General features: G+C 71.9%; 13 protein-coding genes and 1 other RNA gene. 2 read left to right on the top strand and 12 right to left on the bottom strand.

Translation table 11 applies throughout. The features are described 5' to 3' along the window. Positions 1-197: 197 nt before the first annotated feature. From ABD374_RS24600 to ABD374_RS24610, 3 genes are all read right to left on the bottom strand, one after another. A complete protein-coding gene (locus tag ABD374_RS24600) occupies positions 198-1,355 on the bottom strand; it encodes a uroporphyrinogen-III synthase (RefSeq protein WP_344497753.1) in 1,158 nt (385 codons plus the stop codon). 105 nt (positions 1,356-1,460) lie between these two features. Next, positions 1,461-2,792, bottom strand: a complete 1,332-nt coding sequence (locus ABD374_RS24605; RefSeq protein ID WP_344497754.1) for a nitrate/nitrite transporter — start codon at positions 2,790-2,792, stop codon at positions 1,461-1,463. Positions 2,793-2,971: 179 nt separating this feature from the next. Beyond that, on the bottom strand, positions 2,972-3,937 hold the full coding sequence (locus ABD374_RS24610) for a LysR family transcriptional regulator (RefSeq protein WP_344497755.1): 966 nt from the start codon (positions 3,935-3,937) through the stop codon (positions 2,972-2,974). A gap of 83 nt (positions 3,938-4,020) precedes the next feature. On the opposite strand from ABD374_RS24610, the gene ABD374_RS24615 reads away from it, so the two are divergent. Beyond that, on the top strand, positions 4,021-5,310 hold the full coding sequence (locus ABD374_RS24615) for an MFS transporter (protein ID WP_344497756.1): 1,290 nt from the start codon (positions 4,021-4,023) through the stop codon (positions 5,308-5,310). Between the two features lie 82 nt (positions 5,311-5,392). Here ABD374_RS24615 and ssrA read toward each other — a convergent pair. From ssrA to ftsE, 5 genes are all read right to left on the bottom strand, one after another. Further along, positions 5,393-5,763, bottom strand: a transfer-messenger RNA (tmRNA) gene (gene ssrA, locus ABD374_RS24620). Between the two features lie 117 nt (positions 5,764-5,880). Beyond that, positions 5,881-6,366: an SsrA-binding protein SmpB gene (gene smpB, locus ABD374_RS24625; RefSeq protein WP_093800617.1), complete on the bottom strand. Its 486-nt coding sequence runs from the start codon at positions 6,364-6,366 to the stop codon at positions 5,881-5,883. 18 nt (positions 6,367-6,384) lie between these two features. After that, positions 6,385-7,554, bottom strand: a complete 1,170-nt coding sequence (locus tag ABD374_RS24630; protein ID WP_344497757.1) for a S41 family peptidase — start codon at positions 7,552-7,554, stop codon at positions 6,385-6,387. Positions 7,555-7,622: 68 nt separating this feature from the next. Beyond that, positions 7,623-8,540 (bottom strand): permease-like cell division protein FtsX, encoded by a 918-nt coding sequence (gene ftsX, locus ABD374_RS24635; protein WP_344497758.1) that lies wholly within the window; start codon positions 8,538-8,540, stop codon positions 7,623-7,625. Between the two features lie 9 nt (positions 8,541-8,549). Continuing rightward, on the bottom strand, positions 8,550-9,239 hold the full coding sequence (ftsE, locus tag ABD374_RS24640; RefSeq protein ID WP_344497759.1) for a cell division ATP-binding protein FtsE: 690 nt from the start codon (positions 9,237-9,239) through the stop codon (positions 8,550-8,552). A 280-nt stretch (positions 9,240-9,519) separates the two neighbouring features. On the opposite strand from ftsE, the gene ABD374_RS24645 reads away from it, so the two are divergent. After that, positions 9,520-9,714 carry a hypothetical protein gene (locus ABD374_RS24645; RefSeq protein WP_344497760.1) on the top strand — a complete coding sequence of 65 codons (195 nt, stop codon included), beginning with the start codon at positions 9,520-9,522 and terminating at the stop codon, positions 9,712-9,714. A 158-nt stretch (positions 9,715-9,872) separates the two neighbouring features. Here the strand turns inward: ABD374_RS24645 and ABD374_RS24650 are convergent, their stop codons facing one another. From ABD374_RS24650 to ABD374_RS24665, 4 genes are all read right to left on the bottom strand, one after another. After that, positions 9,873-10,880, bottom strand: a complete 1,008-nt coding sequence (locus tag ABD374_RS24650; protein WP_344497761.1) for an LPXTG cell wall anchor domain-containing protein — start codon at positions 10,878-10,880, stop codon at positions 9,873-9,875. A 268-nt stretch (positions 10,881-11,148) separates the two neighbouring features. Then, positions 11,149-12,255 (bottom strand): peptide chain release factor 2, encoded by a 1,107-nt coding sequence (gene prfB / locus ABD374_RS24655; RefSeq protein ID WP_344497762.1) that lies wholly within the window; start codon positions 12,253-12,255, stop codon positions 11,149-11,151. A gap of 67 nt (positions 12,256-12,322) precedes the next feature. Continuing rightward, on the bottom strand, positions 12,323-13,573 hold the full coding sequence (locus tag ABD374_RS24660) for a serine/threonine-protein kinase (protein ID WP_344497763.1): 1,251 nt from the start codon (positions 13,571-13,573) through the stop codon (positions 12,323-12,325). A 152-nt stretch (positions 13,574-13,725) separates the two neighbouring features. Further along, a complete protein-coding gene (locus ABD374_RS24665) occupies positions 13,726-15,396 on the bottom strand; it encodes a serine/threonine-protein kinase (protein ID WP_344497764.1) in 1,671 nt (556 codons plus the stop codon). Positions 15,397-15,588 lie beyond the last annotated feature (192 nt).

A 15,588-nucleotide genomic window follows, 5' to 3' on the forward strand; every position in this document is an offset into this window, starting at 1 on the left:
CCGGGAGCGGGGTCGCGCGGGGTGCGGGGCTTCGGGGGCGGTGGCGCGCCGGGGGTCTCCCCGGGTGCCGAACCTTCGGGTACGGGGATTCCTTCGGGGGGCGCGTTCGACACCCTGCGGGGAGCGCCCACGGGGCGCCCCCTCCCGCCGGCGCGGAGGCGACGCGGGGGGCGAGGGCGTCCCGTGGGCGGCGGGCGTTACACGTCCGCGTACTTCGTGTCCGCCGCCGGGTCCAGCGCCAGGCGGTAGCCGCGCTTGACCACCGTCTGGATGAGGTTGGGTGCGCCGAGGGAGGTGCGCAGGCGGGCCATCGCCGTTTCCACGGCGTGTTCGTCGCGGCCGGAACCCGGCAGCGCCCGGAGGAGGTCCGCCCGGGAGACGACCCAGCCCGGGCGGCGGGCCAGCGCCCGCAGCAGGGACATGCCCGCGGGCGGCACGGGGCGCAGCTCGCCGTCGACCACGACGGCGTGCCCGCGGATCTCGACGCCGCGACCCGCGACCGGCAGGGTGCTGGCGCGGTTCGGGAGTTCACGGCAGAGCAGCTGGACCAGGGGGCCGAGGCGGAAGCGCTCGGGCTGCACCGTGCCGATGCCGTGCGCCTGGAGGGGGAGGGCTGTCACCGGGCCCACGCAGGCCGACAGCACGTCGTGGCCGAGGGCCGCCAGGAGGTCGGGGAGCATGCCGCGTTCCTCGGCCCGGGAGAGGAGGGAAGCGACGGCGGGGGCGCTGGTGAAGGCCAGGGCGTCCACGCCGTGGCCCACCGTGGCGTCGATGAGGCGGTCGAGCGGTGTGATGTCCTCGGGCGGCATCCAGCGGTAGACCGGTACGCCGACGACTTCCGCGCCCCCGGCCCGCAGCGCCTCGACGAAGCCGGGCAGCGGTTCGCCGTGCAGCTGGATCGCGATGCGGCGGCCCTCCACGCCTTCGGCGAGGAGGCGGTCGAGTACCTCGGCCATGGACTCGGAGGTGGGCGACCACTCCTCGGTGAGGCCGGCGGCGCGGATGGCGCCCTTCACCTTGGGGCCGCGGGCGAGGAGCTCGACGCCCTGGAGGCGGGACAGGAGGGCCTCGCCCAGGCCCCAGCCGTCCGCCGCCTCCACCCAGCCGCGGAAGCCGATGGCCGTGGTGGCGATCACCACGTCGGGCGCGTGGTCGACGAGCTGTTCGGTGAGGGTGAGGAGTTCGCTGTCGTCGGCGAGCGGCACGATCCGCAGGGCGGGGGCGTGCAGGACCGCCGCGCCCCGCCGCGTCAGCAGCGTGCCCAGCTCGTCGGCGCGCCGGGCGGCGGTGACGCCGACGGTGAAGCCCGCGAGCGGGCCGTGCTCTGGTTCGTGCGTGGTGTTCTTCACGGACATCGCTACCCGGCTCCTGTGCTGGTGGTGCGGAGGACCGAGCCTGTCAACACCACGTGACAGGCTCGGTTCCTTCGTATTTCCCGGCCGTTAACGGAGCCGCGCGGCTCAGACCTCGGCGTAGGTGAGCTGCGGCTTCGCCGGTGCGGAGACCGGACGTCGAAGGTATACCGCCCAGGTCACCGTGAAGCACACGGCGTAGAAGGCGAGGAAGGAGGCGAAGGCCGCCGTGCCCGTTCCCGCCGTCTGGAAGGACTGGCGGAAGGCGAGGTTGATCGCCAGTCCGCCGAGCGCGCCGACCGCGCCGATCAGACCCATGGCGGCCCCGGAGAGCCGCCGTCCGTACGCCGCGGCCGCCTCGCCCTCCATGCCCTTCGCCAGCGCCTTCGCCTGGAAGATCGCGGGGATCATCTTGTACGTCGAGCCGTTGCCGAGGCCGGTGAGGACGAAGAGCGCGGTGAAGCCGGTGAGGAAGACGGGGAGCGACGCGGTCGTGGAGGCGTAGACGACGACGGTCGTCGCGGCCGCCATCGCGGCGAAGTTCCACAGCGTGATGCGGGCGCCGCCGAAGCGGTCGGCGAGGGAACCGCCGAGGGGCCGGATCAGGGAGCCGAGCAGCGGGCCGACGAAGGTGAGCGAGGCCGCCTGGAGCGGCGTACGGCCGAACTGGGTCTGGAGGACCAGGCCGAACGCGAAGCTGTAGCCGATGAAGGAGCCGAACGTCCCGACGTAGAGGAAAGCCATGATCCAGGTGTGCGGGGCGCGGACGGCCGCCTTCGCCGCCCCGGTGTCGTTGCGTACGGGCGCCAGGTTGTCCATCCGCAGCGCGGCGCACACGGCCGCGAGGACGATCAGCGGGATGTACGCGCCGAGCAGGACGCGGGGGTGGTCCGCCCCGGCCACGGCGATGACCAGCAGGCCGGCCAGTTGCACGACGGGTACGCCGATGTTGCCGCCGCCCGCGTTGAGGCCGAGCGCCCAGCCCTTCTTGCGGAGCGGGAAGAAGGAGTTGATGTTGGTCATGGAGGAGGCGAAGTTGCCGCCGCCGACGCCGGTGAGGGCCGCGACCACCATGAAGGTGGTGTAGGAGGTGCCCGGCTCCATCACGGCGTACGCCGCGCCCGTGGGCAGCAGGAGCATCAGCGCGCTGAAGACGGTCCAGTTGCGGCCGCCGAAGCGGGCCACGGCGAAGGTGTAGGGGATGCGGGCGATCGCCCCGACGAGGGTGGCCGTGCCGATCAGGAAGAACTTGCCGGCCGGGTCGATGCCGTACTCCGGCCCCATGAAGAGCACCATGACGGACCACAGGGTCCAGATGGAGAACCCGATGTGCTCGGAGAGGACGGAGAACAGCAGGTTGCGGCGGGCGATCCGCTCACCCGTCCGCTTCCAGAAGGTTTCGTCCTCGGGGTCCCACTGTTCGATCCACCGGCCTGCCATGACGTGCCTCCACGAGTGATCGGGTCCTGGAGGCGACGCTAGGCACGGCGGATTTCAGGCCCGTGCCCTGAGGTGACCGGCGCGCAACCTTGCTCTCACCAGGCTGTCGTCGCTGCTGTGAGCGCCTCCCTCCCCGGACCGGATCGGGGCGCGCACGCCATGGCAGGCGGGCTGCCGTGTCACCTGCCGTCGAGCATCAGGGACCGGTCGGCCCCGGGAAGCCACCCGTCGGCGGGCAGGTCCAGCCAGCCGTGGCGTTCCACGAGCCCGTCGATCGTTCTTCCGAGTACTTCGAAACCCTTGTGCCGCAGCCCTTTCCGCCACACGAGCGAGATGGGCGACAGTGGTACGGGCTCCACGATCGGCCGCAGCTCCATGCCGGGCACCGCGATGAACTCGGTGCTCGCCAGCACCGACCAGCGCCGCCTGCGGACGAACCGGACGAACTCCTCGGCGCCCTCGATCTCCGGGAACGGCGCCGCCACCTCGATGCCCCGCCCGGCGAAGAGCCGTACCGCCAGATCGGTCCACTCCGCGGTGGCCGGATTGCCCGCCCCCGCGTAGAGGGTCTCCCCCGCGAGCGCGTCCAGCGGCACCTCGTCCAGCGCCGCCAGCGGATGGTCCTCGCGGAGCAGTACGGCCATCCGCTCGAAGCGCACCGGCCGGTGCTCCAGCTGGTCGAGCACCGCCGGGTCGAGCCCGGCGACCCGTCCCGACGAGACGTCCAGCCTGCCGCCGAGGATCGCGGCCGCCGCGCCCGTCAGACCGCTGTGGAAGCGCGCGACGAACTCGACGTCGGGCGCGGCCGTCCGGGCCTCCTCCAGCACGTGGTGGGCAGTACCGACCGGCGCGCCGACGTCGACGACCAGCGGCCGCTCGTCGCGCGCCCAGGCCCCGCCCAGTTCGTCGTACGCCGCCAGCACGCGGCGTGCGTAGGGCAGGAGCCGTTCGCCGTCCGCCGTCAGCGACACACTGCGGGTGGACCGTACGAACAGCTGGGAGCCCACCTCCCGCTCCAGGCGCCGGATGTCGCGGCTCAGCGCCTGCTGGGCCACGTGGAGTCCGGCTGCCGCGCGGGTGAAGTGCAGGTCCTCGGCGACCGCCTCGAAGGCGCGCAGCAGACGGGGTTCGATGTCATGGGGCACATCGCGAACTTACAACGCGGGTGCGTGAATCGGCGTCCGGAAGGTGTTGGACCGCCGCAGTCGCCCGCCGTGAGGATCGGTCCATGCCCCTCCACGAATCCCCCTCCCCTCTCCTGGCCGTGTCCGGCGACGTACTGATCGCCGCGCCCCGCCCCGGCCACTGCCCGTACGCACCGCGCCGCCGTGGTCCCGGCCGCCTCTCCCCCTACCGCCGCCTCTTCGCCACCCCCGGCGCCCGCGCCTTCACCGCGGGCAACCTCCTCGCCCGCCTCCCGATGGGCATGTTCAGCGTGAGCGCGGTCATGATGATCGCCGGTTCGCGCGGCTCGTACGCCCTGGCGGGCGCGGTCACCGCCGTCGGCCTCGGCGTCACCGCGCTCGTCGCGCCCTGGACGGCCCGGCTCGTCGACCGGTACGGCCAGGCCCGCGTCGCGGTGCCCGCCACCGCCGTCGCCGTGCTCGGCTCGCTCGCCCTGCTGTTCTGCGTCCGTCACGGCGCACCCGACTGGACGCTCTTCGCCGCGTACGCCGCGACCGCCACCACCCCCAACACGGGCGGCATGTCCCGCGCCCGCTGGGCCCACCTGCACCGCGACGACCCGGCGGCCCGGCACACCGCGAACTCCTTCGAACAGGCCGCCGACGAGCTGTGCTTCATGCTCGGCCCGGTCGCCGCCGCCTTCCTCTGCTCGGCGGTCTTCCCCGAGGCCGGCACCCTGACCGGCGCGGTCCTCCTGATGACCGGCGTCCTGGTCTTCGCCGCCCAGCGCGCCACGGAACCGCCCGTCGTCCCCCGCGCCAGGACCGTCCGCTCCCCGCTGCGCCTGCCCGGCGTCCCCGCCCTGCTGGCCGTCTTCTTCGCCACCGGCGTGGTCTTCGGCTCCATGGAGATCGTCACTCTCGCCTTCGCCGACGGCCTGGGCCACGGCGCGGCCGCGGGTCCGGTCCTCGCCCTCCAGGCGGTCGGATCGTGCGTGGCGGGTCTGCTGTACGGGTCCGCGCGCCCGGCAGCCGACCCGCACCGCCGCCTGCTCGTCTGCGTCGTGGCGATGACGGCCCTGATGTCCCTGCCGCCGCTCGCGGCCTCCACCGGCTCGCTGGTCACCGTCGCGGGCGCCCTGCTGCTGGCGGGCGCGGCCACCGCCCCGACGATGGTCACCGGCATGTCGCTGGTCCAACGCGTCCTCCCCGAAGGTCAGTTGAACGAGGGCATGACCCTGGCCGTCACCGCGATCCTGGGCGGCATAGCGGCGGGCTCGGCCACCGGCGGCCGGCTCGCGGAGCACCTGTCCCCGGCCTCGGCCTATCTGACGCCGGTCGCGGCCGCGGGCCTGGCCGCGGTCCTCTGCGTCGCGCTGCGCCGCCCCCGGTAGGAGGAGACATGCGTTCCGCGCTCCGCGCACGACGAAGGCCCCGCCGTCACGAGGACGGCGGGGCCTTCGCCTCACATGGGAATTGTGGAGATGGCGGGAATCGAACCCGCGTCCAACGGTGCGGAGACAGGGCTTCTCCGAGTGCAGTCCGCTACGTTTTTCTCGGCCCCGGAGATCACACGGACAAGTCTCCGACGGGCTCAGTCACTGTTTGATTTCCCACCCGATCCCGTGACCGGACCGAGTGGTTTAGTTCCCTTGATGATGCCAGGATCCGGGTCGGGAACACCCCCGGGCTGACACTTCGCTAAGTCGCTACTTAGGCAGCGAGGGCGAAGGAATCGCGCTTGGAATCGGCGATTATTGGTTGCGACATATGGTTAACGAGATCATTGCCGCTTCCTCGACTCGCTTCCCCTGCCTCGACATCCGCTGTCGAAACCGATCATCCCCATGTTGTTTTATCAAGGTGGTGCCGCGCCCCGAGGGGCACAGGTGCCATCGTACGTGAACAACGCACGACCGTGCCAGCCCATTCCTCCCGGCCGGCCGGCCCGTCCCGGCGGGGCCTCAGAGCCGCCCGCGCTCCCTGCGCTTCACCGCCGAGATCGCCCGGTTCGTCTCGCGCAGGTCCTGCTTCTCGCGCAGCGTCTGCCGCTTGTCGTACTCCTTCTTGCCCTTGGCCAGCGCGATCTCGATCTTGGCCCGGCCGTCCTTGAAGTACATCGCCAGGGGCACGATCGTGTGACCCGTCTCCTGCGACTTGCTCGCGAGCTTGTCGATCTCCGCCCGGTTCAGCAGCAGCTTGCGCTTGCGGCGCGCGGAGTGGTTGGTCCAGGTCCCCTGCGTGTACTCCGGTACGTGCACGTTGTGCAGCCACGCCTCGCCCCCGTCGAGCTGCACGAAGCCGTCCACCAGCGAGGCGCGCCCCTGCCGCAGGGACTTCACCTCGGTGCCGGTCAGGACCATGCCGGCCTCGTAGGTGTCGATGATGAGGTAGTCGTGTCGCGCCTTCTTGTTCTGCGCGATCATCTTGCGCCCTTTTTCCTTAGCCATAGTGCGGCCATTTTCGCACTACGACCCTCCCCCGAGGCCACTCAATACCGTCCGGGCCCGCTCCTCGGCCCGCTCGCTCACCACGAGGTCCGGGCTGATGCCCCGGCCGTCGACGCTGTGGCCCGCCGGGGTCCGGTAATGGCCGACGGTGAGTTCCGCCACGGAGCCGTCGGGCAGCCGGCTCGGCATCTGGACCGAGCCCTTCCCGAACGTGCGCGAGCCCACGGTGACCGCCCGGCCCCGGTCCTGGAGCGCGCCCGTCACGAGCTCCGCCGCGCTCATGGTGCCGCCGTCGACGAGCGCCACGAGGGGCCGGGCGGTGTCCCCGCCCGGCTTCGCGTAGAGCGCGCGCTGCTCGCCGCGCATGTCGTACGTCGCGACCAGGCCGCCGTCGAGGAAGGCGGACGCGGCGGTGACGGCCTCGGCGACGAGCCCGCCGCCGTTGCCGCGCAGATCGAGCAGGACACCGTGGTCCTCGGGCGCGGCGCGGACCGCGTCCCGCACCCGCTCGCCCGAGCCCTTGGTGAAGGACGCCACCTTGATCAGCGTGGCACCGCCGTCCGCGAGCGGCTCGACGGTGACGGCCTCGGTGGTGAGGCGCGCGCGGCGCAGCGTCTCGCTCCACTCGCGCGCACCGCGCTCCAGGCCGAGGACGACGGAACTGCCCGCCCGCGCCGGACCGTCGCCGCGCAGGAGCCCGACGACTTCGGTGACGGGGCGGTTCGCCACCGGACGGCCGTCGATCGTACGGAGCCGGTCGCCCTCCCTGATCCCGGCCCGCCCCGCGGGGCCGCCGGCCTGCACCCCGGCCACCTCGATGCGGCCGCCGGGCGCGCGCTCGACCGACAGTCCGACGCCCGTGTACTCGCCGTCGAGTGCCTGCGTGAACTCCTCGTACTCCGCCGGGTCGTACACCGCGCCCCACCGGTCCCCGCTGCGGCTGACGACCTCTTCGGCCGCCTCCTTGCCGGACTTGCCGTCGGCCATCGCCCGGGCCGCGGCGGCGGCCACCTCGTCGCGGTCGGCGGTCGCCGCGATCGAACGGGCGGGGGGGGAAGGGGACTTCGCGTCGTCGCGCTGCCAGCAGTCGGTGGCGGCGGCAGTGACGAGGACGGCCGCGAAAACCAGTGTCAGGGCAGCCCCGCGGCGAATTCCACGGGGACGGAGGGTGACTACCGGACCTGGCATGGCGCCGAGTCTAGGACAAACGAAAGGCGCCGTACGGTCGGTTGACCGCACGGCGCCCGGGGCTCATGTCACACCTTGAGGTACTTGCGCAGCGCCACGAACCCGGCGAGCGCGGGCATCAGCAGCGCGATCGCGAGCACCAGCGGCAGCTTGGCCAGCACCGCGTCCCAGCCGATGAAGTTGACGAGGTTGAGCTTCTCGGACAGTGCCAGGCCGTGGTCGATCAGGAAGTACCGGCCGACGAGCAGCATCCCGCAGGCGAGCACGCCGCCGATCAGGCCCGCGAACGCGGCCTCCATGATGAACGGCATCTGGATGTAGAAGCTGGACGCGCCGACGAGCCGCATGATGCCCGTCTCGCGCCGCCGGCTGAAGGCGGACACGCGCACCGTGTTGACGATCAGCATCAGCGCGATGACGAGCATCAGGGCCATCACGCAGAGTGCGGCCACGTTCATGCCGTTCATCAGCTCGAAGAGGTTGTCGAGGATGCCGCGCTGGTCCTCGACGGAGTGCACGCCGTCCCGGCCCGCGAACGCGGTCGCGACCACCTTGTACTTCTCCGGGTCGTCGAGCTTGACCCGGTAGGACTCCTGCATCTGGTCCGGGGTGATGGTGTCGGCCAGCGAGGTGTCCCCGAACTGCTCCTTGTAGTGCTTGAACGCCTGGTCGGCCGACTCGTAGTGGACGTCCTTGACGATGTCCATCTTGCCGAGGTCGTCCTTGACCTGCTTCTTCTGCTCTGCGGTGACCGCGCCCTTGTCGCACGTGGCGGCGGTCTCCGCGTCGTTCTTGTTGCAGAAGTAGATCGAGACGTTGACCTTGTCGTACCAGTAGCCCTTCATCGTGCTCACCTGCTCGCGCATGAGCAGGGCCCCGCCGAAGAGGGCGAGGGAGAGAGCGACGGAGATGACCACCGCGAAGGTCATGGTGAGGTTCCGGCGGAGACCGACGCCGATCTCCGACAGGACGAACTGGGCGCGCATGGCGTCCTTTCAGTGCTGGTAGCCGTAGACGCCGCGAGACTGGTCGCGCACGAGGCGGCCCTTCTCAAGTTCGATGACGCGCTTGCGCATCTGGTCGACGATCTGCTGGTCGTGGGTCGCCATCACCACAGTGGTGCCGGTGCGGTTGATGCGGTCCAGCAGCTTCATGATGCCGACGGAGGTCTGCGGGTCGAGATTGCCCGTCGGCTCGTCCGCGATCAGCAGCATCGGGCGGTTGACGAACGCCCGCGCGATCGCCACGCGCTGCTGCTCACCGCCGGAGAGTTCGCCGGGCATCCGGCTCTCCTTGCCGCCGAGGCCGACGAGATCGAGGACCTGGGGTACGGACTTTCGGATCTCGCCGCGCGTCTTGCCGATGACTTCCTGCGCGAACGCGACGTTCTCCCCGACGGTCTTGTTGGGGAGGAGGCGGAAGTCCTGGAAGACGGTGCCGAGCTGGCGCCGCATCTGCGGCACCTTCCAGTTGGACAGGCGCGCGAGGTCCTTGCCCAGGACGTGCACCTGGCCGTGGCTGGCGCGCTCCTCACGCAGCAGCAGCCGCAGGAAGGTTGACTTGCCGGAGCCGGAAGAGCCCACGAGGAAGACGAATTCGCCCTTCTCGACCTCCAGGGAGACATCCCTGAGGGCGGGGCGGCTTTGCTTCGGGTAGGTCTTGGAGACGTTGTCGAATCGGATCACGGGTGCACCACGGTCGCCGGGAGTAGGTGAGCGTGACCATACGCGACGCGGGCGGGCGCGCGCAGTCGGCGTCCGGCGATGGCCGTTTTATCACGGATCGCTCACGGACCGGCGGCCCCCTGCGACCGGTCCTGAGCGGTACGTGGCGGCCGTGTTCCGGCGGGGCGCGCCGGAACGCGTGGGAGCTGGCACAGTGGAAGGGGGAACGGTCGCGTTTCCCTGAGCGTTGGGCGGAGAGAACGCGTACAGGCGGATCCGCCGCGCGGGAGGAGGAAAGCGCATGACCTATGACCGACTGGTGTGCGCGAACTGCGCGGCCCCGGTGAACCAGGGCCGCTGCCCGGTCTGCCGGGCCAACAGGGCGAGGATGCAGCAGGAGGGCGGCCCGCTGGGCGGGCTGAGCCCCGCGGCACTGGTGGCGCTCCTGGTGCTGCTAGTGACGGTGATGGCCCTGGTGGCGCACCGGACCGCGTAGAGCCCGACCGTACGGCCCGGGGCACCGGAGGGCTTCTGCCGCCCGCGATCGCCTCTGCGGCCCCTCTGAGGGCCGGGTGTGGACCAATGGAGAAGGGCCCGGAGCGCGCAGTGCGCTCCGGGCCCTTCCTGTACGCCCGGCGTGTACGCCTAGGTGGTTCAGGCGGCGGTGCGGCCGCCACCGACCAGGCGCGGCAGCATGCGGAAGCCGATGCCACCGGCGATCATCGTCGCGGCGCCGATCAGCAGGAACGAGGTCTCGGCGGCGCCCGTCTCGGCGAGCTCCTCCTTGGCCTTGCCCTGCGCCACCGGCTGGGAGCCGGCGCTGTCGGTGTCGGTGTTGTCCTCGCACTCGGCACCGTCGAGGTCGAGGGTGCAGGTGCCGGCGTCGCCGTCACCGGTCGTGGTGGTTCCGGCTTCTTCGCCGCCGGTCACGGAGCCACCGGTGGTGCTGCCGCCGTTGCCGCCGGTCACGGAGCCGCCGTTGCCGCCGGTCACGGAGCCGCCGTTGCCGCCGTTCCCGTTGCCGCCGTTGCCATTGCCACCGTTCCCGTTGCCACCGTTGCCACCGGGGTCGGACGGGACGTCCGGGTCACCGGGAGTGCCCGGGTCGGACGGGACGTCCGGGTCACCCGGAGTGCCCGGGTCGGACGGGACGTCCGGGTCACCCGGAGTGCCCGGGTCGGACGGGACGTCCGGGTCACCGGGAGTGCCCGGGTCGGACGGGACGTCCGGGTCACCCGGAGTACCGGGGTCGGACGGGACATCCGGGTCACCGGGAGTGCCCGGGTCGGACGGGACGTCCGGGTCACCCGGAGTACCGGGGTCGGACGGGACATCCGGGTCACCCGGAGTACCGGGGTCGGACGGGACATCCGGGTCACCGGGGGTGCCCGGGTCCGCCGGGGTGCCCGGATCGGCCGGAGTACCCGGGTCGGCCGGGGTGCCCGGGTCGGCCGGGGTGCCCGGGTCGGCCGGGGTGCCCGGGTCGGCGGCGAGGGAGATGTCGAGGCCCTCCTGGTCAACACTGGCGTCGGCGCTCAGGCCGGCCACGTCGACACCGATCCCGACGGCCGAAGCGGCGCCCGCGGCAGTCAGCGAAGCACCTGCGGCGATCACCGCACCGGCTGCTATGCGCGCAACGCGGATCCGCGTCTTCTTGGTCATCTGGTTGCTACCCCCAGTAGCTGAATTCGTCAGTGGAGCAGCGCACAGGGCGAGAGACACTGGGGGTTTGTGAATTCCCCCCGGTCACACACGCCCCAGAGATACGCATGCCGCGCGCCAGCTTTGCCACTTTCAAAGGGGGCGTCAAGGTCATTGCGTACGCAATGCCCGAAATAGAGGCAGTTGCCTGGCATATGGGAATGCGACTGTGACACAAAAGGCAACTGCCGCCTCAAGGGCGGCAGTTGCCGTGTCGACAAAGCGAGTTTTACTTCTCCTGCTGCTTGCGCCAGCGAATTCCGGCTTCCAGGAAGCCGTCGATCTCGCCGTCGAGAACCGCCTGCGGGTTGCCGACCTCGAACTCCGTACGCAGGTCCTTGACCATCTGGTAGGGGTGCAGGACGTACGAACGCATCTGGTTGCCCCAGGAGTTGCCGCCGTCGCCCTTGAGCGAGTCCATCAGCGCCTGCTCCTCCTGGCGGCGGCGCTCGAGGAGCTTCGCCTGGAGGACGTTCATGGCGCTCGCCTTGTTCTGGATCTGGGAGCGCTCGTTCTGACAGGAGACGACGATGCCGGTCGGAATGTGCGTCAGACGGACCGCCGAGTCCGTGGTGTTGACGCCCTGGCCGCCGGGACCGGACGCGCGGTAGACGTCGACCCGCAACTCGGACTCGTCGATCTCGATGTGGTCGGTCTTCTCGACGACCGGCAGCACCTCGACGCCCGCGAAGGACGTCTGGCGACGGCCCTGGTTGTCGAAGGGCGAGATGCGGACGAGGCGGTGGGTGCCCTGCTCCACGGAGAGCGTTCCGTAGGCGTACGGCGCCTTGACGACGAAGGTCGCCGACTTGATGCCGGCCTCTTCGGCGTACGACGTCTCGTAGACCTCGGTGGCGTACCCGTGGCGCTCGGCCCAGCGCAGGTACATGCGCATCAGCCGCTCGGCGAAGTCGGAGGCGTCGACGCCACCGGCCTCGGCGCGGATGTTGACCAGGGCCTCGCGCTCGTCGTACTTGCCGGAGAGGAGCGTGCGCACTTCCATCTCGTCCAGCGCCTTGCGGACCGCGATCAGCTCGGACTCCGCCTCCGCGAGGGTGTCGGCGTCGTCCTCGCCCTCGGCGAGCTCGAAGAGCACCGAAAGATCGTCGATCCGGCTGCGGAGGGCCTCGGTCTTGCGCAGCTCGGCCTGGAGGTGGGAGAGCTTGCTCGTGATCTTCTGCGCGGCGTCCGGGTCGTCCCACAGGGACGGGGCCGCGGCCTGCTCCTCGAGCACGGCGATATCGGCCCTCATCCTGTCGAGGTCCAGGACGGCCTCGATCGACCCCATGGTCGAGGAGAGGGACTTGAGCTCTTCGGATACATCGACGACTGCCACGGGTCCAGCGTAACGGCTGGGCGGCCGTACGTTCCCCTCGCCCGGGAGCGCGGGCCGTCCGCCCGTGCTACGGCTGTGACGGAGACGACTGCTTCGTGTCCTGCGGAGCGGGGTCCGGGCCGGTGCCCGTCGCCGCCAGCCAGCCGCCCACGCCTATCGCGGCGGCGACCAGGACCGCCGCGCCGCCGAGCAGGAAGCGCCGCCTGCGGACGGCGCCCGGCTTGTTGCGGGCGGAGCCGGGGCGGCGCTGGCCCGCGGCCCGGGGGGCGCGGGCCGTGCCGCGGGCGCCGCCCGCCAGCTCGTCGGGGGCGGGGACGCGCATGCTCGTATGGGTGTCGCGATTGGAGTCCGGGGCCGATCCGGGCACCAGGGGGACGGCGCCGCGCCGGCGCGGCGCGGCGGGCGTGAGGGGCCGCCGGGACGGTTCGCCGTACGCCTCGTACCGCGTCTGCTCGTCCTCCGAGCCCGGCTCGTCCACGTCCAGCGGCGCCATTCCGGCGAGGAGGGGGAGCTGGTCGCGGAGGCGGGCGGAGAGCTCGGAGGCGCGCAGACGGGACGCGGGGGCCTTCGCCAGGCACTGGACGAGGAGCTGCCACAGCTCCTCGGGGATGCCGGGGAGGGGGACGACGGTCTCGGTGACGTGACGGCGCAGTACGGCGCCGGGGTGGCCGCCGCCGAAGGGGGTGAAACCCGCCAGCAACTCGTACAGCACGGTCGCCAGGGCGTAGATGTCGACGGCGGCGCGGGGCGGCAGGCCCTCGACGATCTCGGGGGCGAGGTAGTCGGGCGTGCCGATGATCTTCGTCGCGCGGGTGCGGCGCGGGGTGTCGATCAGCTTGGCGACGCCGAAGTCGGTCAGCAGCGCGGGATGCGCGCCGCCGGGCCCGAGCGGGCCCTCCATGTCCAGGAGGATGTTCTCGGGCTTCACGTCGCGGTGGACGACGCCGGCCGCGTGCGCGGCGGCGAGCCCGTCGGCGACATCCGCGGCGATGGCGACGGCGGCCTCGGGCGCCAGCCGCCGCTCGCGGTCGAGCCGGGTCCGCAGGTCCGTGCCCCGCACGAGATCCATCACCAGCGCGAGGTCGTTGCCGTCGACGACGAGATCGCGGACGGCGACGACGCGGGGGTGGTCGAGTCCGAGCAGCGCGGTGCGCTCCTGGACGAAGCGTCCGACGAGCTCCTGGTCGGACGCGAGGTCCTCGCGCAGGAGCTTGATGGCGACGGGCCCTTCGGGGCCGTCGCCGAGCCACACCGTTCCGGCACTGCCCCGTCCAAGGATCTGGTGGGCCGTGTACCGGCTGCCGATTTTCCGTGCCAAGACTGCTCCCTCAGCGGCCGACGGTCGCCCCGAGGCTACGCGGGTGCCGGGGCGTCCTGCGCGCCGTATGGCACCAACCTTCACTTCTAGGGGCGAAATACACCCCCAGAAGTCGACAAATCAACTGAGTCGGCTCGACCGACCCGGCGCATTCAGCTGCCGGTGGAGCCGCCGAGGCCGTTGAAGAACTTCGTGATCTCGTCGATCACGTCGCCGATCTGGGCGAAGAAGCCCTTCGTCGTGCCGATCCACTCCTGGAGCGGGGTCAGCTCCCAGATCAGCCAGGACGCCACGAACAGCAGGAGGAGCGTGAACAGGCAGCCCTTGAGGCAGCCGAGTCCCGGAATCCGCATCGGATTGGCGCTGCGGCGGCGCGGCTCACGGGGCTCGCGCGGCGGGCGCGGGGCCTGCGGGGCGGGCGGCTGGGGCGGCGCGTACCGCTGTTGCGGGGGTGGCGCCTGGGGCTGTTGGTGCTGCGGCGGGGGCGGCGGGGCGTACCGCTGCGGCTGCTGCTGGGGGCGCTGTTGCTGCTGCCGCTGCGGGGGCCGCTGGGGCTGAGCCTGAGGAGGCTGATGGGGCGGCTGCTGCGGCTGGCGCTGGGGACGGCGGCGCAGCGGGTCCTGGCTCGGGTCGAGGTACTGGACCTGCGTCTGCTCGTTGCGGTCGCGGGCCGCGCGCAGCTGGTTCTGCCAGGGGTGCGGGTCCTCGGGGCCCGGGGCGCCGGGCGCGCCGTCGGGGCGCGGCGGTACGGGCGGCATGACGGCGGTGGGGTCGGCGGCGCCGTACGGGGGCCGAGGCGCTCCGGTCGACGGCAGGACGCTGGTCGCGGCGGCCGGATCGTACGACCCGGCGTTGCTCGGCAGCACCTGGGTCGGGTCGGCGGCGCCGGGAGCGTCGGGGACCGGCGCGGGGGCCGGGTCGGGCGCGAGCAGCGCGCCGACGCCCATGGCCGCCTCGACCTGCGCGGACGTCGAGTGCACGCCGACGCCGACCGCGACGGTGCGCAGGGCGCGGGCGAGGTTCTCGGCGCTGGGCCGCTCGTCCGGTTCCTTGCGCAGGCAGCGCTCTATGACCGTCCACAGCGGTTCGGGGACGGTGGTGGGGCGGCGGGGCTCCTCGCTCAGGTGCCGGTGGAGCACTTCCAGCGCCGTACCGCCCGCGAACGGCGGGCGCCCCGTGACCAGCTCGTACAGCAGGATGCCGGCGCCGTAGATGTCGACGGCGGAGGTCTGCGGACGGCCCTCGGCCGACTCCGGGGCGACGTACGCCGGCGTACCGACGAACTCATGCGTCCTCGTCAGCCCCGGGGAGTCCGCGAGGCGCGCGATGCCGAAGTCGGTGAGCATCGGGTGCATCTGGCCGTCGCGCTCGTCGAGCAGGACGTTCGCGGGCTTGAGGTCGCGGTGGACGACGCCGTCGGCGTGACTGGCGGCGAGGGCGTCCGCGATCTGCGCGGTGAGCAAAGAAGCCGCGACCGGCGAGAACGGACCGTTCTCGCGCAGATAACGGTGCAGGTCCGGCCCGTCGACGAGATCCATCACCAGAGCGAGCAGATCACCCTCGACGACGAGGTCGCGGGTCCGCACGATGTTGGGGTGGGTGAGACGCAGCAGCACGGACCGCTCGCGCAGGAAGCGCATCACCACGTCCGCGTCGTTCGCGAGCTCCTCCCTGAGGACCTTGATCGCGACGGTCTCACCGGGCTGACCGGCCACGGCCGCCTCGGCGCCCGCGGTCTCACGCTGGCGGGCTCGCCAGACGGTGCCCGTGGCGCCGCGCCCGAGCGGCTCCTCGAGCAGGTATTTACTGCCGACCGGCCGCACGTATGTGCTCCCTGCTGCTCGTGGTTCTCCATCGTCCCGGGCGTCCGGGCCCGTGGTCCCGACCCACTGTAATGCCGCCCGCCCGCCTCCGAACGGGGCACGGCCGGGCCGTGTTCGGAGGGAAGACGCCCGTACCGTACGGATGGTTGCCGAACGCGCGTGCCACACCCGTCACCGACGGTCCCGAGCCGG

This window comes from Streptomyces enissocaesilis (genome assembly GCF_039533765.1).
Lineage (GTDB): Bacteria > Actinomycetota > Actinomycetes > Streptomycetales > Streptomycetaceae > Streptomyces > Streptomyces enissocaesilis.